This is a genomic window from Brevibacillus sp. AG (assembly GCF_028369215.1).
Lineage (GTDB): Bacteria > Bacillota > Bacilli > Brevibacillales > Brevibacillaceae > Brevibacillus > Brevibacillus porteri.
Map to the genome: position 1 here is coordinate 408,515 of NZ_JAQMYO010000004.1, position 23,409 is coordinate 431,923.

Genomic DNA, 23,409 nt, shown 5'->3' on the forward strand with positions numbered 1-23,409 from the left:
TTTAGACTGCTACTTTTGCAGGGGAGAGAAGGAAGGACTGTTTTACATGAAAAGATCAGTGAACATGTCAGTGACTGTTACATTAATGGTCACGCTCATTATGGCTAACAACCAATCAGTCTTCGCAGCAGCACCTCCGGCATCCAATGACTACTATTTGACCAACCAGCTACATCTAAGTCAAATTAAAGCAGATAAAGCTTGGCCAACCGTAAATAGCAATGAGCAAATTATTATTGCTGTATTGGATACTGGGGTAGATTATAAACACCCTGATTTAAAGGGCAACCTTTTACCTGGTGTGAATCTCGTCAATGCTGGGAAGTCAGCACAGGATGACAACGGGCACGGCACAGAAGTAGCCGGTGTTCTTGCTGCTAGTGGAAATAATAATATCGGTGTTTCAGGTGTTCTTTGGAATGCCAAGATTTTACCGATTAAAATCTTGAATAGCAAGGCGTCATCGGATGAAGAACTGATTGCAAAAGGTATCAATGTAGCTTTGGATCGTGGTGCCAAAGTTATTGTGATGTCCGTTAGCAGTATGGCTTACTCCAAGTCGTTGGCAGCTGCTGTACAACGAGCGGAGAGAAGTGGAGCCGTTTTGGTTGCAGCAAGTGGTAATGAAAGTAGCCGTGTGGCGTATCCAGCTGCCTATCCAACAGTGGTAGCGGTAGGGGCTGTGAGGAGTAACAATGAAGTCTTGTCTCAGGCAAATACGGGGCCGGAACTGAATTTGGTGGCTCCTGGGTTGAATGTATACACAACGAAGCTAGGGGGAAAATACGGCTCGTTTAGTGGTACTTCAGCAGCGGCACCGCAAGTAGCTGGTGCAGCTGCGCTTATTCTCGCTCGGCACCCTAATCTCAGTCCATTTGATGTGAGGCAATTGCTTTATCAAACGGCTACTGACTTGGGGGAGAAAGGATGGGATCGGAAGACTGGATACGGCTTGTTAGATGTCAACAAAGCAGTGAAAACGGCACTTTCTTACGACTTTTTAGAACCGAATGATTCTCCTTCCAAAGCGAAGGCGTTTCCGATTGAGTCACAAATACGCGGCAATTTGGGTCCAAAAGATACCGTAGATTGGCTGAAGATGGACATCCCTTACGATGGAAAGGTCAGCTTTACGGCTACAGTAACATCGGGTATTTCTTCGGCGATGGCTGCTACCTTTTACCCTGAGAATCGTCAACCGATTACACAGTACTTCGGGAATGGCGATACGATAACGGTCCCGGTCAAGGCAGGAAGTATGAACATCCGCTTAATGCGCAATGGAGGCGTCAACAACGCTTTTAACTACGTGTTGACGAGTAAATTTACGATCAACCCTGACCGAAATGAACCGAACGATACACAAGAAACGGCCAGACCGCTTGTAGGGAACCAAATCAGTGTAACAGGCAATTTTCATGATGAAGGCGATCAGGATTGGTTCTCTTACTATGTTCGCGAGTACGGGCATTTAGATGTCACTGTAAGCCCTGACAACAAGAGAGTGGATCTGTTGCTGGGTCTTGGCAAACAAGCGCCTGGTCAAAAAGCAGTAGTCTGGGATCCTCTATACGATAATGGGACAAGGGTCAATCCGACAGAGCGGGTCAGTAAAGAGGTGTCCCCGGGTAAATATTACATCCGTGTGAGCGAGTATTCGCGGAATGCAGTCAATGGCGAATACCAGCTGGATTTGGGGTACACGCCAGTTAAAAAAGATTTCAATGAGCCGAATGATACCTATCAAAAAGCGTCTCCGTTAAGCGGTGGGACAGTGATGTCAGGAACAATTCCGACAGCAGCTGATCCCGACTGGTTCCAATTTACTGTCAATAGCGAATCATATGTGACATTCCGAGCGCCGTATATTCCTGTGGATAGTGGCTTTCGTTTCGCACTCTACAGCGATCGAAACATGAACTATGCGCTTGCTTCGACGAACGAGGTAGCCGAGCTTTCCAATAGTGGGAATGAAGTTATCGGTTTGCGCTTGCAGCCAGGAAAATACTATGTACGTCTCAATAGTGGTACTTCGTTCAAATATGATTCGTACCGACTCACGGTGACGCAGCAGAAATTGATAGCGGGCTATCGAGATATTTCGGACCACTGGGCGCGCTCAGAGATCGTCAGACTTAGCTCTCGCGATATTGTAAATGGATTCAATGATGCTTCGTTCAAGCCGAATCAGGCAGTGACCCGTGCAGAGTTTGCGACGATGCTGCTTAAATCGATGCGTGCGACCGGTTCCAAGGTAGCGACTACCTATACAGGAAACACGACCTTCCGGGATATGAAAAAGCGGCACTGGGCGTATCACAACCTAGGTGTAGCCTATCAATTAGGAATTTTGAAAGGGTACCCGAAGAATGAAATGAAGCCGGATCAGCCGATATCGCGTGCAGAGATGGCGGTCATGATCGCGCGGGCACGTGATGTTTTAATGTATAACCGTGGTACCTCGAATTATCAGGATGTGCCAACGAGTCATTGGGCTTCTCCTGCCATTGAAGCTTTGACATCTAGAAATTGGCTCAGTGGTTACGGTTCTTCCTTTAAACCGAATGGAAGGGCAACTCGTGCAGAGGTAGTAGTGGTACTTTCTAAGGCCTATCAAATATAAGTAAATTTTTTCCTATTGACATCTCTGAAAAAAACAATTATTCTATTATCCGTAATGGATACTCTTATCCAGAGCAGGCGGAGGGACTGGCCCTATGAAGCCCGGCAACCGATCTAGAGCGGTGCTAACCAGCAGAACGGACATCTGTTCTGGCCGATAAGAGGATGAAGGAAGCAAAAAACGCTCAAACCTTTTCCTCCTAAAAAATGGAAAGGGTTTTTTATTTGCGTTTACGTAGATAAAATCCTGACTCGGCTACCACACTATTTGTATGAGGTCAAAGGAGGTATTTTCTCATGGCTTTGCAAAAAGGTCGTCGTCTGTTTACATCCGAATCTGTAACCGAAGGACATCCGGATAAAATTTGTGACCAAATTTCCGACTCCATCTTGGATGCGATCCTGTCCAAAGATCCAAACGCTCGCGTAGCTTGCGAAACTTCCGTAACTACTGGTTTGGTTCTCGTAGCAGGAGAAATCACTACAAACACTTATGTAGATATCCAAAAGCTCGTTCGTGAAACCATTCGTGAAATCGGTTATGACCGTGCGAAATTCGGTTTTGACGCTGACACTTGCGGTGTTATTACTGCAATTGGCGAGCAGTCCGCTGACATTGCACTTGGTGTAGACCAAGCATTGGAAGCACGCGAAGGCAAAATGACTGACGCTGAGATCGAAGCAATTGGTGCTGGTGACCAAGGTTTGATGTTTGGTTTTGCTTGCAATGAAACACCTGAGCTGATGCCACTTCCAATCAGCATGTCCCACCAATTGGCTCGTCGTCTGACTGAAGTACGTAAAAACGGAACACTTGCTTACCTCCGTCCTGACGGAAAAACACAAGTAACCGTTGAGTACGATGGCGACAAACCAGTTCGTATCGATACAATCGTTATTTCTACCCAACATGCTCCTGAAACAACTCTGGAGCAAATCAAGCAAGATCTGGTTGAACACGTAATCAAACCAGTTGTTCCAGCTGAACTCTTGGACGCTGATACCAAATACTTCATCAACCCAACTGGCCGTTTCGTAATTGGCGGACCACAAGGGGATGCTGGCTTGACTGGCCGCAAAATCATCGTAGATACTTACGGCGGTTATGCTCGTCATGGCGGTGGTGCGTTCTCCGGTAAAGATCCGACAAAAGTTGACCGTTCCGGTGCTTACGCAGCTCGTTATGTAGCGAAAAACATCGTGGCTGCTGGCCTCGCAGACAAATGCGAAGTACAAGTTGCTTACGCAATTGGTGTAGCACAACCAGTTTCTATTGCAGTAGATACATTCGGCACAGGTACGATTTCCGAAGAAGCTCTGGTGAAATTGGTTCGCAAACACTTCGACCTGCGTCCTGCTGGTATCATCAAGCAGCTCGACCTGCGTCGTCCTATCTACAAACAAACAGCTGCATATGGCCACTTCGGACGCAATGACCTGAATGTTCCTTGGGAGCAAACAGACAAGGCAGAAATCCTGAAGCAAGAGGCTGCTCAACTGTAATAACATGAATGACATAAAAAGAGCCTGGTGTTGCTACTGGGCTCTTTTTCATTTTAGGAGCAAAGTCATCCAATTATTGGGCCAATTGTTGCACAGGAATTTGTAGGACTGTGTCGAATCTCCTAGTGAGGAAGTAGAGGAGGGGTTTTTTTGCCGAACAGAAGGCTCTTCCTGATCGTGTTTCTTACTTTTTTGTTTTTTGCAGTGGCTATTGGGTTGTTAGGCGAATCTTTTCTGGAAAAAAAGAATAAACAAGAAGTGCAACCTTTTCCCCAAGTGGATACGTCTATAAGCATAAGTGAGACAAAAAATGCTGAGCCAAACGTCACACTAATTGAAGAAGCAGCGGTTCAAACGAAAAAGTGGTATAACAATCAGGTTGTGGTTTTGACGTACCATCATGTCACGGATCAATCGAATCAGCGGTATGTCATAGCTCCTGATCAATTTGCCCGACACATGAAATTTTTGCATGATAACGACCTGAATCCGATTTCGTTGGATGAGTTCCTGCGATTTATGGAGACGGGTACCTTACCGACTGAGAATGCTGTTTTGATTACGTTTGACGATGGGTATGAGAGTTACTACACAGAAGCATTTCCGATCTTACGTACATACGGCTACCCTTCAGTGAACTTCGCGATTGCGGGGCGCTTAAGAGATGTAGCTGATCGAAAACGGGAGAATATGACGCCACCACTTACGCGTCAACAGGTTAACGAAATGATTCATTCGGGACTGGTTACAATCGGTTCCCATACGTACAGTCTGCATGAAGAGGAAGAACGAAATGAGTGGGGCGATCTTGGCCCAGAAACAGCTCCGGTCTATCTGAAAGACTTGCAGCGTCTAGAGGAAGAAAAAGAGTACAGGGACCGACTCTATGTGGATTTCAGTATATCTCGCGTTAGTTTAAGCGAATGGATGAAGCAAGAGATCCAAGTCATCTCGTTGCCATTCGGCTACACAAGTCCAGTCGTACTGGAGACAGCTCGTCAAGCTGGCTACCGCTATGTATTTACATCCAATCGTGGATTCGTAAAACAGGGAACAGATCCGTTTGCCATTCCACGCAATGACATGGGACTGCGAGATGTTGAAGAAGAGCACCTCCAACAGTTGTTCACGAAGGCTAAAAATGAGTTTGAAGGAGAGCAATCATGAACAAAGCGATAGACATCAGCGTGCTGGACGGGGTGATCAAGCGAACGATTGAAACCGTAGAAACGAGTAAAACCCAAATATTTGATATAGCTGAAAACGCCAGACAGCATGGCAACTCATTGAAGTTTGATTTACATGAACTTCGACAAGAAATTTCCAAAGTGATTCAAAAGGTCGATGCGCTTGAACTTGCGTATCGCAAATCGCGCAACAAGCTCGTGTTGGTCAGTCGTAATTTTCATATGTACACGGAGGAAGATATCCGGGTTGCGTATGAAGAGGCGAGCCGTATTCAGGTAGAGCTGTCCATTTACCGCGAACGGGAAAATAATTTGAAACGCAGAAGAAATGATTTGGAGCGTCAACTGCGTACCTTGGAAGAAACCATCGTCCGTGCAGAAAAGCTGGTTTCTCAAATGGGCGTTGTGCTAGGTTACTTGACGGGTGACTTAAGCAAGATAGGCGAGGCGCTGGAATCGGCTAAGCAGCATCAGTTGATGGGCTTAAAGGTAATCCAGGCTCAGGAAGAAGAGCGCAAGCGTGTCGCGCGCGAAATTCACGACGGTCCAGCTCAATCGATGGCGAATGTCGTGCTGCGTTCGGAAATTGTAGAACGCATGTTGAAGAACGAGCGCATTTTGGAAGCGCAAATGGAACTTCATGAGCTGAAGGAAATGGTACGCCTGAGTTTGGCGGATGTTCGACGTATTATTTTTGATTTGCGTCCAATGGCATTAGATGACTTAGGGCTAGTACCTACCTTGCAAAAATATATTCAAACGTGTGAAGAGCGTATTCAGTCTTCCATCGATCTGGTAGTATTCGGTGTGGAGCCTCCTTTGCGCAGTTCAGTAAAGGCTGCGATCTTCCGTTTGGTTCAGGAATGTCTGAACAATGTGGAGAAGCACGCAGGGGCTACGACAGTTCAAGTGAAGCTGGAATTTGTACAAGATTCGTTAAGTCTTGTCGTCAAAGACGATGGAGTCGGATTCGATCTGGAAAAACGCATGGCGAATGGCAACTCTTTTGGACTCTTGGGAATGCGGGAGCGTGTACAGCTCTTAGAGGGAAGTGTTGAGATGCAATCCGCTCCGGGAGAGGGAACCAAGGTTATATTCCAAATACCGATAAAATTGTGACATGATACGTAAATAAGTACTGGGGGATGAACCATGGATAAGAGACAGCAAGAACTCCGCATCGTGATTGTAGATGACCATCAATTATTTCGCGAAGGTGTAAAGCGAATATTGGAAATGGAAGATGATTTCAAGGTCGTCGGGGAAGGTGCGGACGGAGGAGAAGCCACAGTATTGGCGGAAGAGCACAAGCCGGATGTCTTGTTGATGGATATTAACATGCCGAACATAAATGGCGTTTCTGCTGCAGAAAATGTGATTTCGGTAAGCCCTTCTACTCGTGTGATTATGCTCTCGATTCATGATGATGAGGGATATGTGTATCGTACACTCCGCGCTGGAGCGTCTGGCTACTTGCTGAAGGAAATGGGAACGTCAGACCTCGTTGACGCTGTACGTGTAGTGGCGAGTGGTGGTGCATACATACATCCGAAGGTGACGGGCAAGCTGATTGAAGAATTCCGTCGTCTGAGCGAGCAGGAAGGGACGGCAGAGCGTAGCTTCTCCGTAGATGAATCACAAGCCATCGATCCAAAAGTGATCGAGTCGCTTACCCGTCGCGAGCGAGAAGTATTGCAGCTGATGGCAGAAGGGAAAAGCAATCGTGCCATTGGGGAATTCTTGTTTATTAGTGAAAAGACGGTTAAAAATCACGTTAGTAGCATTTTGCAAAAGCTCAATGTACAAGACCGGACACAAGCTGTTGTCATCTCCATTAAAAACGGCTGGGTGAAACTGTAGGAAGCGCTTCCTATTTGCACGCTGTTCAAGCCGTGCGGCATACCTTGGTATAGGAGGAGGTATGACCGTGATGGAAGAGCTGATTGTATGGCTTTTGGCAGCATTTGGATGCTCCTCTTTGTTGGTAATGATCGCGGAGCGCTGGACCAATCGGACGGATAGCGCGAGCGAGCTCCCGCATGAGCATTATCGGTTGCTGGTGCGCAATTCGGAACAGGTGCTGGAACGTGTAGTGCGGAGTCTGCTGTTTCGCTCGTATTGGAGTGGCAGACCTATCCGAATTACCTTGATAGATGATGGATCAGACGATGATACGAAACAGATGACAGCTGTCTTGAATCGTTATCCGTACGGACAATGTTTGGGAGACGGACAGGAGGATATGGCGGCTGGAACCATCGTCATTGATCTGCGGGAGAAAAAAGAGGGAGCATAAAAGTTTGTTAAGCGTAAATATTACGAGCTGTCGACAATAGATCGGCGGCTTTTTTATTTTTCTACGGCCTGATTTTGGTTCCGAAATTTATTTGCCGAACCTGTCTGTCTTTTTGCACACTAAGGGCAAGAGGGCGGGGGGTGTGCGTATGCGTGAGTATTTGCTGTATATCAAAGCTTGCGGCGGATCAATACCACAGGTGCAGACTTATGTTACGCCGAGCTTTTCTGTAGATCGTTCTTTTTGGCAGGAGAGAGAAGGATGTGTCCTGCATGTCATCGGGAAGACATCGTCGCTTGCCCTGGCCTTTTCCTTGCGTGCGAAAGTGAACGGGTATTTAATGGAACAAGTTGGTAAAGGACGGATGCTGACTGATGGATATGTAAAAGAGTTGAGAGCGCTGGCGGTAAGTAGCGTGTGCGAAGCGAGTAACTTATATGGAAGGGAAGCAGCGAGTGTACAGGACCTCCGAGAGCAGAGGTGGTTTTCTTGGGAGTCAATCGAGGAGAGTGTGGAAGTTTCTTATCTAGGTAACAAAGAATTAGGGAAATTGCCAGGGGCTCGGTTGGGCTATTTCGGTGGTCACGAGCTTCTTCGAAGGAGCTCATCTCGGGTGAATATACAAGAAGCTGTTTTGAGAGAGATTTTGGACGGGCGTGCGCTCCTTTGGGATGAAGTGGAGTCCTTGCTGAAAAAACGAGGGGTGGACGTGAATGATTTGTCAGCCATTTTGCATGCACTCGTGCTTGCAAACAAAGCGGAGTGGCGACCGGGTATTCGTTTTGCGGTCATAAAAGGATGGTGGCGCAATCGGTTGGAGTTGGTCTGTGAACGCTGCGGAAGCGCAGGAGAGAAGGTGGAGTTTACTTATTGTCATACGTGTGAGCAAGGGTGCGCTTACTGCACAGCTTGTTTAGGAATGGGCAGGAGTAAGTGTTGCACTCCGTATTTTTTAATGGATGTAGGAGAATCTCTTATCCGTAGCGCAGACCACTTGCAGAACGTGGCGAGATTGGAGTGGGCGGGGAAGTATTCGGCAGATCAATCGCGGGCAGCTGAGCGAGCGCGTTGCTTTGTTGCCAATCCGAGACCAGGGCTATCGGAGTTTTTGATCTGGGCAGTTTGAATAGCACAATATGAATACTAAAAATTCCACTCAATCTCCAATCTATCCTTATAAATTGTTAGACGACGAATCAGTTTTTGAATTATGGCCTGCCGATCAGGGAAAGCAGCCGACTCGAGAACAATGGCATAATCACGCAACTGTTTCCGCTCGATGCTCCGTGCAGACCGTTCCGTCTGAGCAGCCTGTTGTTCTGAAATAACTCGCTTTTCGTTGTTCAGTTTTGCAACCTGTTTGTCTAATACGATTTTATCTATGCTTCCGTCAGAGTATAGGTCAATTAGTCGTTCGAGTTTTTGGTCAATCTTCCGCAATTGCGCCCCATAGTCGATTGTAACAATTTCATTTTCAGTCGTTTTCTTTTCATCTGCCATTAAATAAAGAGCATCTTGTATATATTTCTCTATAACTTCTGAACGCCATGTCTTGTTAAAGCATTTGGTCGGGTATTCCGAGGGAAAACGTCTTGCGCGACAATTATAATAACGATAGTGTTTACCTTTGGCTCGACAATGGTAAGATGTGTAAGGCTCGCCACATTCTCCACAGACAACAAGACCGGATAGTAGGCTCTCTTTTGCTTTAAAAGCATTGCGTCCTTTGTGCCGTGATAGGAGTACTTGTACACGGTCAAATTGTTCTTCTGATATGATCGGTTCGTGTTGACCTTTATAATGGTTGTTTGCAAATTGTACATACCCGCAATAAAGCTTGTTTGATAAAATGTCTCGATATCTGCGGAACCGCCAGACCGAATAATTAAGCTCTTTCAACCGTTTTTGTACCTTGGTAATGGAAAGATACTGCTCGTACAAATTGAAGGCCTCCTGGATGTGCTGAGCCTCTTCTGGCACGAGTACAAGATGCCCATCTTGTCTTTTATACCCAGCAGGATCATAGTCTCCTCCCATTCCTCGTAATCCCTCTTCTGCGCGTTTAATATGCCCAAGTCTCATGCGCTCCGCAATTGTTTCGCGCTCCAGTTGTGCAAACACAGCTAATATGCCGATCATAGCCTTACCAAAAGGTGTTGATGTGTCGAGTGCTTCGGTAAGGGATACGAAATCGACTTTGTTTTTCAAAAAATAGTCTTCAATTAGTGTCAATGTGTCACGTTGGGAACGGGATAGCCTGTCCAATTTATAAACGACAACCACATCAACCTTTTCCAGCTCCATTAGAAGGCGTTGTAAACCGGGTCTATCAATATTTGAGCCAGTAAAACCGGCATCTATGTAAACATCATAAATCGTCCAACCTTTAGCTTTACAGAAAGCCTCCAGCCGTTCGCGCTGGGCCTCGATAGAGTAATTATCAACTTGTTCCTGGGTACTGACTCGTAGATATATGGCAACTTTCATGTTACTCTCTCCTTAAAAGTACAAGAATTTTTTACTTTCGACACAATTCGACAACATTATACACAATACTTGTACTAAAATACAAAACAACGAGAATGTTTGTTCGCAAAAATGGATAGGAGAGTGTGCGTTATGGAGAGATTTATGCTGGATGGGCAAACAGTAGATTTAGAAAAACTACTAAAGTACCTAAATCATATTGGTGTGGATACAAGGGAGTTAGACAGCTATCTTGAAGGCATTAGGACTTCCAGCGTTTCAACGTCATCTCCATAAGTTTGATCAAGTCTTCTGATTCCTCTTTAGATAAAACAGTCCCTTTGTATGAGAGTTTGAAGCCGTTTAGTTTCTCAATCGGTATCTCAGATAACTCCGATTCTGCATGTGAGTCGGGGTTTTTGCTTATATGTTCATATAAATTTTCATCTGTTTTTCCAAGAAGATAATCAGTAGTCACTTTAAGAATATCTGACAGTTTCCCAGCGATCTCCGCACTAAGCCCTCGTTTGTTTCTCTCAATGTCATATAGGTACTGTGTTGAAATACCTAATCTTGCAGCGACTTCCGGCCCTGACATTTTTAATGCCTTTCTTACCTCTCTAATCCTATTTTGAGTACTCATATTTCCTCCTAAATAAAGCTATTTGCTGTATCTAGATTATCACTGTGCTATCAATAACACAACACGCAAATAGCTGGAAAATTGAGCAAAATAAAGCTTTTTGCGTGATTGGATGAGATTATCCGCAATAATCACGCATTTTGCTTGATTTTACGCATTGTTAAATAAAGCTAATAGCTTGATAATGTGATCAAGGAGGTGAACACAACTTGAATTTTACAAAAGCTGTTTTAAACGCATTAGAAAAAACCAACATGAAAAAAACAGAGCTTGCACGGGCTACGGGATATAGCAATCAATACATTTACGATCTGCTTTCAGGTAAGCGTCGGTGGAATGAAGAAAGCATTAACAAAGTTTGTGGTGCACTTGGATTCGAAATAGTAATCGAGAGGGAAGAGGACAATGCCGATGGTGCCACAGTTTAAGCTTACAAAGCTAAAAATTGATGGGTTTGAGGTAGACGCACCAGTTGGGTTGTCCGAATTGCTAAACAAGTCTGGTGCCTGGGGGCCGAGGGGAAATGTTGATCGATTAAATCAAAAGACGGAACGACGAAACGGTCGATTGGTAACTACATTTTTTCTAAAGGAGTGAAGAAAACATTAATCAAAGTCGGCTTACATGATTGGAGCTAAACTGGTTGTTCATCTTGAAAGATAAGATCGGAAGGACACCCTGTACCAAAGGGTGATGAGAGAGGGAACCCGTTACGGATGGATTACCAACTGGCTTGAAGTTATCCATTAAGGTAATAGCAGCACCTCCAATTAGTTTGAGATCATCAGCGATTCTGTTGGCGGATGTGAATCCCTCTAGCGCGAGAGAGCCAATAGACGGTGTATCTCCTACGAGGTCAGAAAGGGTGCTTATACCAAATGCTTCATCAGTCAAACTAGAAATCGATTTGTTAACGTGTGGGCTTTTTATCCCTCACTTCTGCAAGTTTCCTTGCAGTCCAGCATATCTCATCACCCTCTGGTTCAGGGTGTCGGGCGCTCGTGGATGGTTTATCGGCAGTCGTCCTCACCATCTATGCGTTGCACCTTCCGAAGTACCTTCATCGACTTCCTTCGGCTTGGCTCATGGTTGCCATATCCTTGATGGACTTAGGTTTTCCATGAATTCACCCGATGCAAAGCTACAAATTTCTTCATAGCAGGGCAATTTCCGTAACGAGTTTCTGTGAATTTCGACAGCGTAGGAGGAAAGTCCTTCCAGTAAATATGGAATTCCGAGGGGAGGTGAGCAAGGCATGTACCGGATAACTCTACGCGAAGCCCGCTTAAACTGCCGAATGGAGCTGAAAGAAGTTTCCGAGAAAACTGGAATTCCCGTCCGTACTCTTAAACGTTGGGAGATTGATAGTGGGAGAGCAGAGTATGAATCGGTTGATAAACTCTTAATCTTGTATGGGTTCATTTCTTGGAATCATATCCATTTCGGTTCAGAATCCGCACTACTTGCACAGAGGCAAGCGGCAATGATGAATAATCAGGAACTAGCCTAAATTTGAAAGGGGGTGTAAAGAGGATGGAGAACCTGGCTACTCCAGCAGAAATGGTCATGGATATCATGATTAATCCGGAGTTACAGAGCCGGATCAGCGCAGAAGCATTTGCAGGGTTACTCGAGATGGCTAACATGCAAGAAAAAGAAAAAACCACCTGCTACCAACAGGTGGGGTAAGACGGTCATTTCCATTCATCTTGGCGGATAGGGGAAATGACAACCGAATCAACGGAGGACAAGCCTCGCTATTAATTATTATAGCGAATGTTGCAAATATGTATACATAAAAGTTTGTCCTCCTACAAAAAGGGAGGGGTTAGTGTGGAAGCATTTGAGGAGGCAGCTACGACGATCCTTGAATTGTCAAAAAGGGTTGGAGTGGATGTTACAACGTTTATCGTTCCAGATAAAGGCTTTTCAATCATAGAGTGGTGGGAAGCGGTTGTGTCGTGCATGACGCTGGCTGAATTAGAGGTATACATTGTTTCTACTCCTCAAGGGTCAACCAACAGTGATTTAGTGCCTAATCTCAAAAATATAGCTATCAAACAGCGTGACCTTCTTCGCCAAGAACAAGGAAAAGGAGTGGAGACTTATGCATAATACGAGCAATGTGCTTACTGAATTCAACACGTTCATTGCTTTGATGGATAAGGTGTGCGAGGAGCTGGGTTTGAAGCGTCTGGATTACTCCACTCCAGAAGAATTGTTTCAAGCAGTACTTGGTAGATACTCCGTTAAATATCTTTCGAACCTCGATGAAATGATGGGAGAAGATTATCTGCGGGACGATTTACTTGGCATAATGCACCGAGCAGTACGTTCACGTATCGACGAAATCAGGCAGGCACCTCCCAAGGCCATAGAAAGTGGGCGATCTGCATGAGTAAGGAAACAGCTCTTAGCCTATCTGAACAATATGCTGACATCTGCCGTAGAGCTGCGGAAGGTGACCCATCAGCACGCGGGATCAAAATAATCATCGATGCTGTACTCGAAGACAAACTAACCATCGAACAGTTGCGTATGATCAGCGAGGTAAACAAGAAAGACGGCCTAATGGCTGCATATGAACTGTTTTTGAAGTTTTATCAACAACCGCAACAAGAGGGGGCTGCCGCAACTTGAGCATTTTCAGGGTAAGAAAGAACGACAATTTCGTTGTGATGGACAAAACAGCCTTGCATGATGATCGTTTGAGCTGGAAAGCAAAAGGCATTATCGCCTATATGTTGTCGCTTCCTGACGACTGGACATTTTTCGTAGAGGAACTGGCTACGCACGCATCTGACGGTGAGGACAGTCTAAGAACGGGGCTAAAGGAATTAAAACAGTTGGGTTATCTGCATCGATTCCCGGTAAAAGAAAACGGCAAGATCGTCAAATGGGAGACACATGTTTTTGAAACGCCACAAGAAGAGTTGCCAGAAGAGATTAAACCACAACAGGAAAAACCAGAAGTGGAAAAACCAGATGTGGAGTTTCCAGATGTGGAAAATCCGACACTACTAAGTATTAATAATACTAAGTATTTATCTTTACTAAATAATAATGATAATGTCCCTTTTGCTGAAATCATTGAATACCTAAACCAAAAAGCAGGGACAAGCTATCGAGCGACCAGTAAAAAAACAAAACAGCTTATTACTGCTCGATGGAACGAAGGATTCCGCATAGATGACTTTAAGCTTGTTATTGATAACAAGACGACTGAATGGCTGAACAATCCAGAATGGTCTAAATACCTCCGACCGGAAACGTTATTTTCGCCAAAGTTTGAAGGGTATCTGAATCAAAAAGCTTTTGGCAAAGGAGGCGGAGCAAGTGGAACCAATTCGGCAGTCCTTACACCAAGTCGTGAAGAATTGTATCGAAAAGCAGGGATCAAGTGAGCGGAACTGCCCCCATTGCGGAAAAGTTTTAAAACCAATAGAGCTATTTTCCGAGGTAATCGGAAAGTTTCAGGTAACTCCAGTATGCAAGTGTGAAGCGGAGCGGGAAATGGCCGACATCAAACGTTTTGAGAGAGCCAAGCGCAACGGTGAAATACACGAATATAGCGATGATGACCAAATGGTTAGAAGGGCTACTCTAGCGGAGTATGAGACGGCACCTGGAACAATCCGTGGCTTTCAAGTGATCCAGGACTTTACTCGCGGCATCAAGGAGTGGGGAACCAAGGGAATTTACCTATTTGGAGAAAACGGACTCGGAAAGAGTCATCTGCTTTCGGCGGCGACGAAAGAATTGCGAAATCATGGTATCAGTGTCGTGTATACGACAGCCAAACTCTTGATTGCACATACTCGCAAACCGATCGGCAAATGGGAATACCTAAACGCCTACAGAGCTGCAGATGTTTTGATCATCGACGAGCTGGGCGCAGAAATTCCAGCGGATTGGGAAATGGGGGAATTGTTCACTGTGTTAAACGGTAGACAGAACAGAAGCCCCATACTGTACGGTTCAAACTTTACGGTCAAGGAGCTGGAGGCAAGGTTTAACGAACGCCAAAAAGGATGGGGTACTCGCTTGATGGAGCGCATTATTGAATCCAGCGTTTTGGAAGAGTTAACCGGAGACAGTCGCCGCTTTGACTTACACATCGAAAACACGGAGCAGATAAACAGGAGATTGATGAAGCATGATTGATATTCAGGAGATGCCCCACAGCGAAGAAGCGGAGAAAGCGATACTCGGGGCGATCTTCTGTAAGCCCCCTGCTATTGCAAAAGTCATCGATGAGTTAACGGCTATGGATTTCTACCGGACACGACATCAAGTCCTCTATCAAGGCATGGCTGACTTGTACGAGAAAGGCGATCCGATTGACCTGGTAACGATAACAAGTCATTTACAAGAAAAGAAGGCGCTCGATAACGTGGGGGGCGTCCCATACATTACGGAATTGGTCAGCTATACTCCGACAGCAGAGAATATTGACTACTATGCAGGGATCGTTTTACACAAGGCTCGGCGCAGAAAGCTGATTGAAATTAACTACCAAGCGTACAAGGACAGCCTCAACAATGAAAATGTCGATGAAGTGCTTGCTCAGTCCGAGAAACTGGCTGCAGAGGTTCGGGATCGTGGCAAGAAACGTTCTGTACGCCCGATTAAAGAGATTGCGCTTGAAGCCTACGAGGACATTGACAGAACGTTTCAACAGCGCGGCAGGACGGTTGGTGTTCCGTCTGGATATCCGGACTTGGACAAAATGACAAGCGGATTTCATAAGCAAGATTTGATCATTCTGGCGGCTCGACCATCAATCGGAAAAACAGCTCTGGCGCTAAATATCGCACAGAACGCCTCGAAGAGTATAAGTGAACCAATCATGATCTTCTCATTGGAAATGAGTGCTGGAAAACTTGTGACACGAATGGTGTGTGCGGAAGGCAATATTGACGCCTCAAAGCTACGAAGCGGTTGGCTGGAAGGGGATGACTGGATTCGTTTGACGCACGCCTTGGGTATCGTCTCCAAGACGAACATCTATATAGACGATACGCCTGAGATCGCTCTTGGAGAGCTTCGGTCAAAATGCCGGAGTATGAAGCAGCAAGAAGGACTTGGCTTGGTCATCATTGACTACCTAACGAAAATTAGGATGGACAAGCCAGGGCGAAGCAGAGAGCAGGAAGTGTCTGAGATAGCCCGTACACTCAAAAGCATGGCTCGTGAGTTGGAAGTCCCTGTGATCGCGCTCTCTCAGCTCAGTCGCGGCGTAGAACAGCGACAGGATAAGCGGCCGATGATGAGTGACTTACGTGAGTCCGGTCAAATTGAGCAAGAAGCAGATTTGGTCGCCTTTCTCTATCGTGATGATTACTACGATAAAGCAACGGAAAACAAGAACATCTTGGAGGTCATCATTGCGAAACAACGGAACGGACCTATTGGAACGGTGGAGCTGGCATTCCTCAAGGAGTTCAATAAGTTCGTGAGTCTCGATCATCGTTTTGGTAAGCAACAAACAATTGACGATGAACCAGAGGGGCGGGAAACGCAGTGGCGGCAATGAGAAAGATTGTTTTGAAATGAGTTACCTATTTCATTGAATGGCTGGTTGTAAAATTCTCGAGTTTTAGGCGAATTGGTTGTAATGACCTTTGTCAATATCCACTCAAATTATTCCAAAAACTATTCCAAGGAGGGAAAGCCGTTGGACAAGCTCGTTTTCATCGGGAATGGAAAAGTCGTAACAGATAGTTTGTTAGTCGCTGAAAAATTCGGGAAAACCCACGACAACGTATTACGAGATATACGAAACCTCGATTGCAGTAGTGAGTTCCGACTCCTCAATTTTGAGGAGTCAATCTATACGAATGAAAGAGGACGAGTTTATCCCAAGGTAGATATGACTCGAGACGGGTTTACCTTCTTGGTTATGGGTTATACCGGAAAGGATGCCGGAAGATTCAAAGAGGACTATATAAAAGCCTTTAATTTGTTGGAGCAAACAATTGCCCAACAAACACAACCGCAATTGACAACAATGGAAATGGTTGCTTTCCTGGCAAATCAGGCAGTTCAGAAGGAAAAAGAGGATGCCCGGCGCGATCAGGAACTCAAGGCGCTAAAGAGTGGCTTTGAAACTATAACCGTCAATCTGACGGCTGTGCCAGATGCAGCCAAGGTAGTCGATCTAATTAACGAATACTCTCGCTGGACTCGAATGGGCCACAACGAAATATACAACCGCATCTACGATACTATGAAGGATCAACATGGGATTAACGTCTTGGAGCGGGTGCAGCGGGAGCGGGACAAGATTAATGCTGATCGAATCAAAAGCATCGGCCGCCCATATGCCGAATCAACACTCAAAAAAATGGTCAACGGAATCGACGTCATGGTGAGAATGGGTGCGCTGGACAAGTTTCACTCTATTCTCGTCGGAATGTTAGCTAAAGCAAAAAGTGAACGAATTTTTAACTAAACCACTAAAGGAGCGGATTTATATGACAACAATTCAAATGATTAATTCAAACGCTGGAGAAGCAATGCACCTATTCGAAGTAATGAAGAAGTATGGAGCAACATGCAGCCTTGAATTTAACAAGGGGAATGGAAACGATCCGTTTATTGGTATAACAGGGGTAAACGTCGACGTTGAATACCTAGAGGGTGACCCGCCAGTTGAGGGAGATGGAGATACTCTGATTGTAAAGCTGGGAGAAACAGATTTTGCTTTTGGTTTGAGAGATCATTCATTTAGTAAATTTATTTCTAGCTCCCAAATCACGGTGGCTGTTATGGCAAATGACACCGATTATACTGCTTGGTTCAATAGTAGCATTATCACTCCAGAAGGAATTGAAGAAGCAAGTAACTACGATGCCACCGTTGGCGATAACGAAAACAGTAATCCTGCTTTCACCTTAGAAGAACAAGAACTGATCTGCTTTTTAAGAAGCCTTGATTTTGACACTGTGTTAGATACTGTATCGGGAATCCACCGCGAAGCGGATCAAAGCAAGAACAAAGCAGCTATGCATTTACGAGTAGGCAGGACTCAAACAGCTAACGCATTCGATAAACGGGCTGTCAACCTGGAGCAACTGGCCCTTTTAATCGGGCAAGCCAACAAAGACTACAATGCACACGTTTTGCAAGTGGATTAATCTCCTGCTCTTCACTCACAAATAAGGAGGGATAGTATGAAATGTGCATTTTGCAATGAAGAGATCGTGGGGGACAAACCTGAGTGGATACTGGTAAGCAAGAAGCCATCTGTCGATCATTATTGCAGCTTGGGGTGCCTATCAGGGCATGTAGATGAAATGGCAATCGAGGCGGAAGAGAAAAACGGATTGATCAACTAAACAAGGGGGCTCTTACCATGAGCGTAAAAGTTGTTGTAATTCAAAATGAAAAAAGCGTATCGCTGGAAATCGCTAAACCAAACAACACCCAGGTTCTCGAAATCATCCGTGGAGTATTTGCAGTATTCGGCACACCATTACCTACCATCGCTCCTGACGTTCCAACTGCTTACATCAAGGCAATAGCTGAAAAGACGCCAGCAAACCCTTTTAAAAAGAGTGGTTCCGGTAAAACACCGGAACCCGAGAAAGCTGATGCAAAAGATGATGTCCACTTAACGGACAGCATCGGAATAACCGAGGCGCCCGCTACGCCAATCCCTAAACAAGTCACCTTTGTCAATGCAAGCCGGACACTTACAACATCACTAGCCGAGAAGTTGGGGCCGCTGCTTGAACAGTCGATGTCAGATGATGGAGAGGCGGTTGGCTTCACAGATGGGACAACAGCAGAAGAAAACAACGATGTGAAAATCATAAACGATGTTGAGCATTACCGGACAAGGGTGTATTGCAAAAACGCTGCTTGCGGGAAACGTAGTAATCGATGGATCCCCGTTAGACAAAAATCGGTTCAGTGCCCACATTGTAAGACGATGTATGTAAGGCGAGACGCTACAGCGCAGGGCTTCCCAAATCAAGACGAGTACGGAAACTACTTCAAAGCTGATAACCTCTGGATCAATCATTTTAAGTCGCAGCAGGAGCGGGCTAAAAGCCCAGTCCGGTAGTCAGAGGCTTACGATAGGATCAACAGCGTGATGAGGTGAGTGAGTAATGGATAAGCCTAACGGAAAGCTAACACCAATTGAATGGCAAATGTTAATCGACGATTTAGTGGCGCAAATGCCTTTCCAAATCAAATTGTATGCAGAATCCTCGAAGTTGTTTAAGGCACGATTTGATGCACTGGTTGCAGCAGGCTTCAATGCACAACAGGCATTGGAGATTGTGAAAGCCAGAGGGGTAGATATTTGAAAATATTTAAAGGGTAGGCGGTGTAGGTGAACGATAAGCTGATCGAACGTGTTTGCGAAAAATGCCCTGCTACTCAATGGGGCAAGAAATCGATCTGTAGTGTCCATAACCTTCACGTTGGTAAAATCGTGACCTGCCCTGAGTGGGATAAAACGGACATCAACCAACATGACTTGCATGATGATGGACACTTGGCGTACAAGAATTTGGAGCCAGCAATGGAGTGGATACAACGAACAGAGGACGAGATCAGGGACTATTCATTCAGCTTGCGCGAGATCGATCGTATCAAATGGTATTTAAAGAGCGCTGGAGAGGGAACAATCGGAGCATATGGTATCGAAGCGTCTCTCCCCAAAGGTAAAGGCGTGACGAGCGACAAAACGAGTCGAGAGGTCATGAAGCGGGAGCGGCACTGGAAGCGCCTGAAAAAGCTGGAGGAAAGCATACAGCGGGTTGATCGGGCGGCAGATTCAATTTCCAACGATAAGGAACGGGCAGTATTGGAATGCATTATGGACGGCGTTCGGATGAATATGATAGCTCGTCATGTTGGTGTATCCCGCACACGTTTAAACGAGATCAAGCGGGAGCTTATTAAGAAAATGGCTCGGGCCATGTATGGGGAGGATCAGCACAATGCGTGCTGATCTTTTCTTTTACCGGACACTTTGAACAAAAAAGACAAAAAAGACATTTTGAACACTTTGCACGTTTTTCCCGTGGTTTAATCAATTGTTTTATAATCGAGTCAACGCACGATGAATAAGCCGCACTGGTATAGAACCAGGCGGCTGTTTCTTTGTGTGGCAGGTCAGAAAACAAAGCAGCATGACTAACAAGGCGGCAATGCTGCCAGTTAACTACAGAAACAATTTGATTAGCTCAATAAGCAAATCCAGAAACTCAAAAAAAGTTTCAATGTTCTCTCGGTTCCGAAGAAACTTGAACCTGATTACAAGTGAAATACTTGTCCTCTTCAAAAACTCCGTAAATCTCTTAAACATACCTATCGCGCTCCTTCCAAATTTTTTGTTGAAACGCGATATCATAGTTTTCGAGATAGCTAAGATATAAGAAAATTGGACTCGGAGGTTGTTCGACTAAAAATCTATTTACAAGAGAGGTGAGAAGTGATTGTGCTGAAAAAATTCTGTCGTAAGCGAGGATGCCCTAAGCTGACATCAGACAAATACTGCGAGGACCATAAGAATCAAGAGCAGCTTTACAACCAGGAGCGGGGTACAGCAGCTCAGAGAGGCTATGACGCTAAATGGAGAAAAGCGAGGGCGAGGTTTCTCCGTGACAATCCATTGTGCAAGGATTGCTTTGACATAGGAAAAGTAAAGGCAGCTACAGTCGTTGACCACATCACTCCACATAGGGGTAATGTGGTTTTGTTTTGGGATGAAAAGAATTGGCAGGGGTTATGTGGCACTTGCCATAGTAGGAAGACAGCGAAAGTGGACGGAGGGTTTGGTAATGGGTAAATGGTATAGATGCATCGGTTGTAATCACAAATCCAAAAGTGATCGTTACAAACTAGATGGCGTGCGTTGCGAGAAATGTAACGGCGGGCCATTCATGCCATGCGAAAACGGCCCCGCTCCAGAGGATAGCCTCTGTATTGGGTGTGGGATTGTTATGGAACCAGGGCCACGAAAGATATGTCAGCGTTGTTGGATGACAAAACGCAGGCAGTCAGCAGGGGAACTGACTGTAAATGTTGAGGTAGCTTCCTGGTACAACACTTTGACAGATGCAATGGTTGGAGCAATCACAGCGGCAGCTCACGAAGGGATGCCCGAGGAGGTGGCTCAACAAGTGATGCAAGCAGCATTGTCAGCGGCTTTACCTGACGCTATTGTGGTTTCGAAAGGGAAAAGTACCCCCCACCCTTCAAAACCTGCGAGAGACGTGCTGTAGACCGCGTGCCCCCTTAATCGCGTAAAAACTCGTTTTATCAATTTTTTAGAGAATCAGGGAGGTGAACCCGATGGGACGGAATGGGAAACCGATTTCTCTGCACATCGCTGAGGGGAATCCGAACCGACTCACAAAGGCAGAGATTCAAGCAAGAAAAGACAACGAGATCAAGCTTGGGAAAAGTGATTTGGATAAGCTGAAACCCCCATCGTTTGTGAAAAATGACGTGATTGCCTTCTCTCATTGGAAGCAATGTTTGAAGGAGTACAAAGTGGCAGCCGAGCAAAATATTGAGCTGCTTACCAGCTCGGATGTAGGGCTGCTGGCGATGTACTGCCGGACATATTCGGAGTATGAAAAACTGTTAAATCAGTATCAAAAACTCGAAAAAATTGCGATCAATCAGGACGTTTTTGAGGAATATTTCGAGGGGATTTATGAAAAAGCGGCTGCAAACGATGAGGACGTGAGGGCGTTCGGATTAAAAGCCCAAATGTATCTCTCTCAACTGGCTTCTATCGAAGGCATACTTAAAATTGAAACGGCAATCAACAAGAAGATGGATATGTTGATCAAAATGCAGGATCGGCTTTTCCTGAATCCGTTGTCTAAAGTCAAGAGCGTGCCGAAGCCAAAGAAGGAAGAGAAGCCAGCCAGCAAGTTTGGGAAGTTTGGGGCTGGTCGAGGTGGTTAGCGCACAGAGATATCCTTACAATACAGTGCAAGAATGCGATCGTGTAACTGCCTACGCACTGGCTGTCGTAAATGGTGAGATCGTAGCGGGACTGACCCAGCGCCAAGCGTGCGAGCGGCACCTGAACGATTTGAAAAGACAGGGGACAGAAGAATTTCCCTATGTTTGGAATCCAGAGAAAGCCCACGAGATTATCGAGTTTGCTGAATCGCTTACGATTGCCGAGGGTGAGGAGGAGCAGCCTCTTGAGTTGTGGGGCTTTCAGGATTTCATTTTCGGGAGCTGGAATGGCTGGGTAACAGAAGACGGCTACAGGCGTTTTCGTACCTCATATGTACAGGTAGCACGCCAGAACGGTAAGTCATTAGGGAACGCTGTTCCTGCTCTTTTTTATGGGAACTTCGATGGATACAATTACCCGCAGGTTTATTGTACTGCTACCAAAGAGCTGCAAGCGCGAATCGTCTTAAAAGAATGCATCAAGTTCATTAATGCTGACGAAGAACTAAGCGGGACGAAATTCGATGAGGGATTATTCGTCGTCAAGGAATACGCAGCGAAGATCGAATGCAAAGTAACGAACGGCGAAATTAGAGCGTTAGGCCGGGACACAAAATCGATTGACGGATTCAGGCCATACTTCGCCAGCGTGGACGAGTACCACCTACACAAAGACAATCAGATGTATAAGCTGCTCTCTGACGGGACGAAGAAACTCAAACAATGTCTTATTTCAGTCATTACAACAGCAGGCTTTGATATTAACAGTCCGTGTTATGAGCTGTATGAATACTGCAAAATGGTGTTGTCCGGTGCTCACCAGGATGAGACGCAGTTTGTTTTCATCTGTGAGTTGGACAAAGACGATGATATTTGGGACGAGGCCAATTGGCCCAAGGCAAACCCACTTTGGACGCCTGAAACACTGGTAAGCTTGCGTGCCGATGCAGTAAAGGCGAAGCAGATGCAAGGTGGGGAACTACGCAACTTCTTGACCAAGTCGCTTAATCGCTGGGTTATGTATGCCGACAACCAGTATATGAACATGGAACACTGGAAGGCTTGCGAATCCGATACAACGATTGAGGATATGGCAGGGCGAGAGTGCTTCCTTGCCTTTGACTTGTCTTCTGGCGGCGACCTTACTTCTGGAGCGCTGGAATTTCCACTGACGGACGGCGTGTGCCAGAAATACTATATCCATTCCCATAGTTTCATACCAGCCAAGCGTGTCGCCGAACATGTAAAAACGGATCATGCTCCGTATGATATGTGGATCATGGAAGGGCTGCTGACCCCTACTGAAACATTAGGCGGTGTCAAAACCGATTACAAATACATCATCCGGTACTATCGTGATTTGATAACCAAATACAACTTGAAACTCAAAGGCATCGCATATGACCCACATAATGCGGATGCCTTTTTGTCTGATCTGGAAGAGTTCGGTGTGGACTGTGTTGAAATCACGCAGAGCGCAAAGAGCCTCAATGATGCAACGGTGGATTTCAGGCTCGAAGTAGAGGCGGGGAACGTCATCTATGACAAACGAAACAAGTTGCTTACCTGGAGCATGGCAAACGCGAAGACCGTCAGCAATAGCTTTGGTGAAATCAAGATCGATAAGGACCCGACCGCAAAGACCAAACGTATCGACCCGGTAGATGCCGTAATCGATTGCCATAAGCTGGTCATGTCACATCGAACAATAGACCTGAACAGCCACATTATGAGCGATGACTTTTCGTTCTAGG

Annotated in this window: 28 protein-coding genes and 1 riboswitch; of the genes, 26 read left to right on the plus strand and 2 right to left on the minus strand. The window is 45.6% G+C overall.

The genetic code is table 11. The features are described from left to right. Positions 1-46: 46 nt before the first annotated feature. From POF51_RS13205 to POF51_RS13235, 7 genes are all read left to right on the plus strand, one after another. Positions 47-2,623 carry a S8 family peptidase gene (locus tag POF51_RS13205; RefSeq protein WP_069850902.1) on the plus strand — a complete coding sequence of 859 codons (2,577 nt, stop codon included), beginning with the start codon at positions 47-49 and terminating at the stop codon, positions 2,621-2,623. 61 nt (positions 2,624-2,684) lie between these two features. Beyond that, positions 2,685-2,786: riboswitch (SAM riboswitch) on the plus strand. A 133-nt stretch (positions 2,787-2,919) separates the two neighbouring features. Next, positions 2,920-4,125, plus strand: coding sequence for a methionine adenosyltransferase (gene metK / locus POF51_RS13210; RefSeq protein ID WP_069850900.1), 1,206 nt, complete (start codon positions 2,920-2,922; stop codon positions 4,123-4,125). Positions 4,126-4,275: 150 nt separating this feature from the next. After that, positions 4,276-5,292 (plus strand): polysaccharide deacetylase family protein, encoded by a 1,017-nt coding sequence (locus tag POF51_RS13215; protein WP_069850897.1) that lies wholly within the window; start codon positions 4,276-4,278, stop codon positions 5,290-5,292. Then, positions 5,289-6,431: a sensor histidine kinase gene (locus POF51_RS13220; RefSeq protein WP_069850894.1), complete on the plus strand. Its 1,143-nt coding sequence runs from the start codon at positions 5,289-5,291 to the stop codon at positions 6,429-6,431. The genes POF51_RS13215 and POF51_RS13220 overlap by 4 nt, the downstream gene beginning before the upstream one ends. Before the next feature lie 33 nt (positions 6,432-6,464). Continuing rightward, positions 6,465-7,172, plus strand: a complete 708-nt coding sequence (locus POF51_RS13225) for a response regulator (protein ID WP_069850892.1) — start codon at positions 6,465-6,467, stop codon at positions 7,170-7,172. 70 nt (positions 7,173-7,242) lie between these two features. Next, entirely contained in the window at positions 7,243-7,608 is a 366-nt protein-coding gene (locus tag POF51_RS13230) for a glycosyltransferase family A protein (protein WP_017252296.1), read from the plus strand. 148 nt (positions 7,609-7,756) lie between these two features. After that, complete coding sequence (locus POF51_RS13235; RefSeq protein ID WP_271755563.1) at positions 7,757-8,734, plus strand: competence protein ComFA; 978 nt, start codon at positions 7,757-7,759, stop codon at positions 8,732-8,734. A 17-nt stretch (positions 8,735-8,751) separates the two neighbouring features. On the opposite strand, the gene POF51_RS13240 is transcribed toward POF51_RS13235, so the two are convergent. Next, positions 8,752-10,095, minus strand: a complete 1,344-nt coding sequence (locus POF51_RS13240) for a recombinase family protein (protein ID WP_271755564.1) — start codon at positions 10,093-10,095, stop codon at positions 8,752-8,754. 241 nt (positions 10,096-10,336) lie between these two features. Continuing rightward, positions 10,337-10,717 carry a helix-turn-helix domain-containing protein gene (locus tag POF51_RS13245; RefSeq protein ID WP_271755565.1) on the minus strand — a complete coding sequence of 127 codons (381 nt, stop codon included), beginning with the start codon at positions 10,715-10,717 and terminating at the stop codon, positions 10,337-10,339. Positions 10,718-10,926: 209 nt separating this feature from the next. On the opposite strand from POF51_RS13245, the gene POF51_RS13250 reads away from it, so the two are divergent. The 19 genes from POF51_RS13250 (at position 10,927) to POF51_RS13340 (ending at position 23,408) form a co-directional block, all read left to right on the plus strand. Next, positions 10,927-11,145, plus strand: coding sequence for a helix-turn-helix domain-containing protein (locus tag POF51_RS13250; protein ID WP_271755566.1), 219 nt, complete (start codon positions 10,927-10,929; stop codon positions 11,143-11,145). Between the two features lie 827 nt (positions 11,146-11,972). Then, a complete protein-coding gene (locus POF51_RS13255) occupies positions 11,973-12,227 on the plus strand; it encodes a helix-turn-helix domain-containing protein (protein ID WP_271755567.1) in 255 nt (84 codons plus the stop codon). Positions 12,228-12,250: 23 nt separating this feature from the next. Next, on the plus strand, positions 12,251-12,406 hold the full coding sequence (locus tag POF51_RS13260; RefSeq protein WP_271755568.1) for a hypothetical protein: 156 nt from the start codon (positions 12,251-12,253) through the stop codon (positions 12,404-12,406). A 144-nt stretch (positions 12,407-12,550) separates the two neighbouring features. Beyond that, positions 12,551-12,832, plus strand: a complete 282-nt coding sequence (locus tag POF51_RS13265; protein ID WP_271755569.1) for a hypothetical protein — start codon at positions 12,551-12,553, stop codon at positions 12,830-12,832. After that, positions 12,825-13,115 carry a hypothetical protein gene (locus POF51_RS13270; RefSeq protein WP_271755570.1) on the plus strand — a complete coding sequence of 97 codons (291 nt, stop codon included), beginning with the start codon at positions 12,825-12,827 and terminating at the stop codon, positions 13,113-13,115. The genes POF51_RS13265 and POF51_RS13270 overlap by 8 nt, the downstream gene beginning before the upstream one ends. After that, positions 13,112-13,357: a hypothetical protein gene (locus tag POF51_RS13275; protein WP_271755571.1), complete on the plus strand. Its 246-nt coding sequence runs from the start codon at positions 13,112-13,114 to the stop codon at positions 13,355-13,357. Before POF51_RS13270 ends, POF51_RS13275 begins: the two co-directional genes overlap by 4 nt. Beyond that, the gene (locus POF51_RS13280) at positions 13,354-14,121 is read left to right on the plus strand and encodes a conserved phage C-terminal domain-containing protein (protein WP_271755572.1); all 768 of its coding nucleotides are present in this window, start codon (positions 13,354-13,356) and stop codon (positions 14,119-14,121) included. Before POF51_RS13275 ends, POF51_RS13280 begins: the two co-directional genes overlap by 4 nt. After that, positions 14,054-14,881, plus strand: coding sequence for an ATP-binding protein (locus tag POF51_RS13285; protein ID WP_271755573.1), 828 nt, complete (start codon positions 14,054-14,056; stop codon positions 14,879-14,881). Before POF51_RS13280 ends, POF51_RS13285 begins: the two co-directional genes overlap by 68 nt. After that, positions 14,874-16,253, plus strand: coding sequence for a replicative DNA helicase (dnaB, locus tag POF51_RS13290; RefSeq protein ID WP_271755574.1), 1,380 nt, complete (start codon positions 14,874-14,876; stop codon positions 16,251-16,253). Before POF51_RS13285 ends, dnaB begins: the two co-directional genes overlap by 8 nt. A 141-nt stretch (positions 16,254-16,394) precedes the next feature. Further along, positions 16,395-17,171 carry a Rha family transcriptional regulator gene (locus POF51_RS13295; RefSeq protein WP_271755575.1) on the plus strand — a complete coding sequence of 259 codons (777 nt, stop codon included), beginning with the start codon at positions 16,395-16,397 and terminating at the stop codon, positions 17,169-17,171. Positions 17,172-17,193: 22 nt separating this feature from the next. Then, complete coding sequence (locus POF51_RS13300) at positions 17,194-17,856, plus strand: hypothetical protein (RefSeq protein WP_271755576.1); 663 nt, start codon at positions 17,194-17,196, stop codon at positions 17,854-17,856. 36 nt (positions 17,857-17,892) lie between these two features. Continuing rightward, positions 17,893-18,057 carry a hypothetical protein gene (locus POF51_RS13305; RefSeq protein WP_271755577.1) on the plus strand — a complete coding sequence of 55 codons (165 nt, stop codon included), beginning with the start codon at positions 17,893-17,895 and terminating at the stop codon, positions 18,055-18,057. Positions 18,058-18,074: 17 nt separating this feature from the next. After that, positions 18,075-18,788: a hypothetical protein gene (locus POF51_RS13310; protein ID WP_271755578.1), complete on the plus strand. Its 714-nt coding sequence runs from the start codon at positions 18,075-18,077 to the stop codon at positions 18,786-18,788. 46 nt (positions 18,789-18,834) lie between these two features. After that, complete coding sequence (locus POF51_RS13315) at positions 18,835-19,035, plus strand: hypothetical protein (RefSeq protein ID WP_271755579.1); 201 nt, start codon at positions 18,835-18,837, stop codon at positions 19,033-19,035. A gap of 26 nt (positions 19,036-19,061) precedes the next feature. Next, positions 19,062-19,685: a hypothetical protein gene (locus POF51_RS13320; RefSeq protein WP_271755580.1), complete on the plus strand. Its 624-nt coding sequence runs from the start codon at positions 19,062-19,064 to the stop codon at positions 19,683-19,685. A 489-nt stretch (positions 19,686-20,174) separates the two neighbouring features. Then, positions 20,175-20,525, plus strand: a complete 351-nt coding sequence (locus POF51_RS13325) for an HNH endonuclease signature motif containing protein (RefSeq protein ID WP_334312665.1) — start codon at positions 20,175-20,177, stop codon at positions 20,523-20,525. Between the two features lie 154 nt (positions 20,526-20,679). Continuing rightward, positions 20,680-20,961 carry a hypothetical protein gene (locus POF51_RS13330; protein WP_271755581.1) on the plus strand — a complete coding sequence of 94 codons (282 nt, stop codon included), beginning with the start codon at positions 20,680-20,682 and terminating at the stop codon, positions 20,959-20,961. 70 nt (positions 20,962-21,031) lie between these two features. After that, positions 21,032-21,655 (plus strand): terminase, encoded by a 624-nt coding sequence (locus POF51_RS13335; protein ID WP_271755582.1) that lies wholly within the window; start codon positions 21,032-21,034, stop codon positions 21,653-21,655. Further along, on the plus strand, positions 21,648-23,408 hold the full coding sequence (locus POF51_RS13340; RefSeq protein ID WP_271755583.1) for a terminase large subunit: 1,761 nt from the start codon (positions 21,648-21,650) through the stop codon (positions 23,406-23,408). The genes POF51_RS13335 and POF51_RS13340 overlap by 8 nt, the downstream gene beginning before the upstream one ends. Position 23,409 lies beyond the last annotated feature (1 nt).

What these genes read in the sequence shown, in the direction of transcription:
- POF51_RS13205 (WP_069850902.1), top strand. Translation starts at nt 47, where the DNA reads ATGAAAAGATCAGTGAACATGTCAGTGACTGTTACATTAATGGTCACG.
- metK (WP_069850900.1), top strand. Translation starts at nt 2,920, where the DNA reads ATGGCTTTGCAAAAAGGTCGTCGTCTGTTTACATCCGAATCTGTAACC.
- POF51_RS13220 (WP_069850894.1), top strand. Translation starts at nt 5,289, where the DNA reads ATGAACAAAGCGATAGACATCAGCGTGCTGGACGGGGTGATCAAGCGA.
- POF51_RS13225 (WP_069850892.1), top strand. Translation starts at nt 6,465, where the DNA reads ATGGATAAGAGACAGCAAGAACTCCGCATCGTGATTGTAGATGACCAT.
- POF51_RS13230 (WP_017252296.1), top strand. Translation starts at nt 7,243, where the DNA reads ATGGAAGAGCTGATTGTATGGCTTTTGGCAGCATTTGGATGCTCCTCT.
- POF51_RS13235 (WP_271755563.1), top strand. Translation starts at nt 7,757, where the DNA reads ATGCGTGAGTATTTGCTGTATATCAAAGCTTGCGGCGGATCAATACCA.
- POF51_RS13240 (WP_271755564.1), bottom strand. Translation starts at nt 10,095, where the DNA reads ATGAAAGTTGCCATATATCTACGAGTCAGTACCCAGGAACAAGTTGAT.
- POF51_RS13245 (WP_271755565.1), bottom strand. Translation starts at nt 10,717, where the DNA reads ATGAGTACTCAAAATAGGATTAGAGAGGTAAGAAAGGCATTAAAAATG.
- POF51_RS13255 (WP_271755567.1), top strand. Translation starts at nt 11,973, where the DNA reads ATGTACCGGATAACTCTACGCGAAGCCCGCTTAAACTGCCGAATGGAG.
- POF51_RS13260 (WP_271755568.1), top strand. Translation starts at nt 12,251, where the DNA reads ATGGAGAACCTGGCTACTCCAGCAGAAATGGTCATGGATATCATGATT.
- POF51_RS13270 (WP_271755570.1), top strand. Translation starts at nt 12,825, where the DNA reads ATGCATAATACGAGCAATGTGCTTACTGAATTCAACACGTTCATTGCT.
- POF51_RS13275 (WP_271755571.1), top strand. Translation starts at nt 13,112, where the DNA reads ATGAGTAAGGAAACAGCTCTTAGCCTATCTGAACAATATGCTGACATC.
- dnaB (WP_271755574.1), top strand. Translation starts at nt 14,874, where the DNA reads ATGATTGATATTCAGGAGATGCCCCACAGCGAAGAAGCGGAGAAAGCG.
- POF51_RS13300 (WP_271755576.1), top strand. Translation starts at nt 17,194, where the DNA reads ATGACAACAATTCAAATGATTAATTCAAACGCTGGAGAAGCAATGCAC.
- POF51_RS13305 (WP_271755577.1), top strand. Translation starts at nt 17,893, where the DNA reads ATGAAATGTGCATTTTGCAATGAAGAGATCGTGGGGGACAAACCTGAG.
- POF51_RS13310 (WP_271755578.1), top strand. Translation starts at nt 18,075, where the DNA reads ATGAGCGTAAAAGTTGTTGTAATTCAAAATGAAAAAAGCGTATCGCTG.
- POF51_RS13315 (WP_271755579.1), top strand. Translation starts at nt 18,835, where the DNA reads ATGGATAAGCCTAACGGAAAGCTAACACCAATTGAATGGCAAATGTTA.
- POF51_RS13330 (WP_271755581.1), top strand. Translation starts at nt 20,680, where the DNA reads ATGGAACCAGGGCCACGAAAGATATGTCAGCGTTGTTGGATGACAAAA.
- POF51_RS13335 (WP_271755582.1), top strand. Translation starts at nt 21,032, where the DNA reads ATGGGACGGAATGGGAAACCGATTTCTCTGCACATCGCTGAGGGGAAT.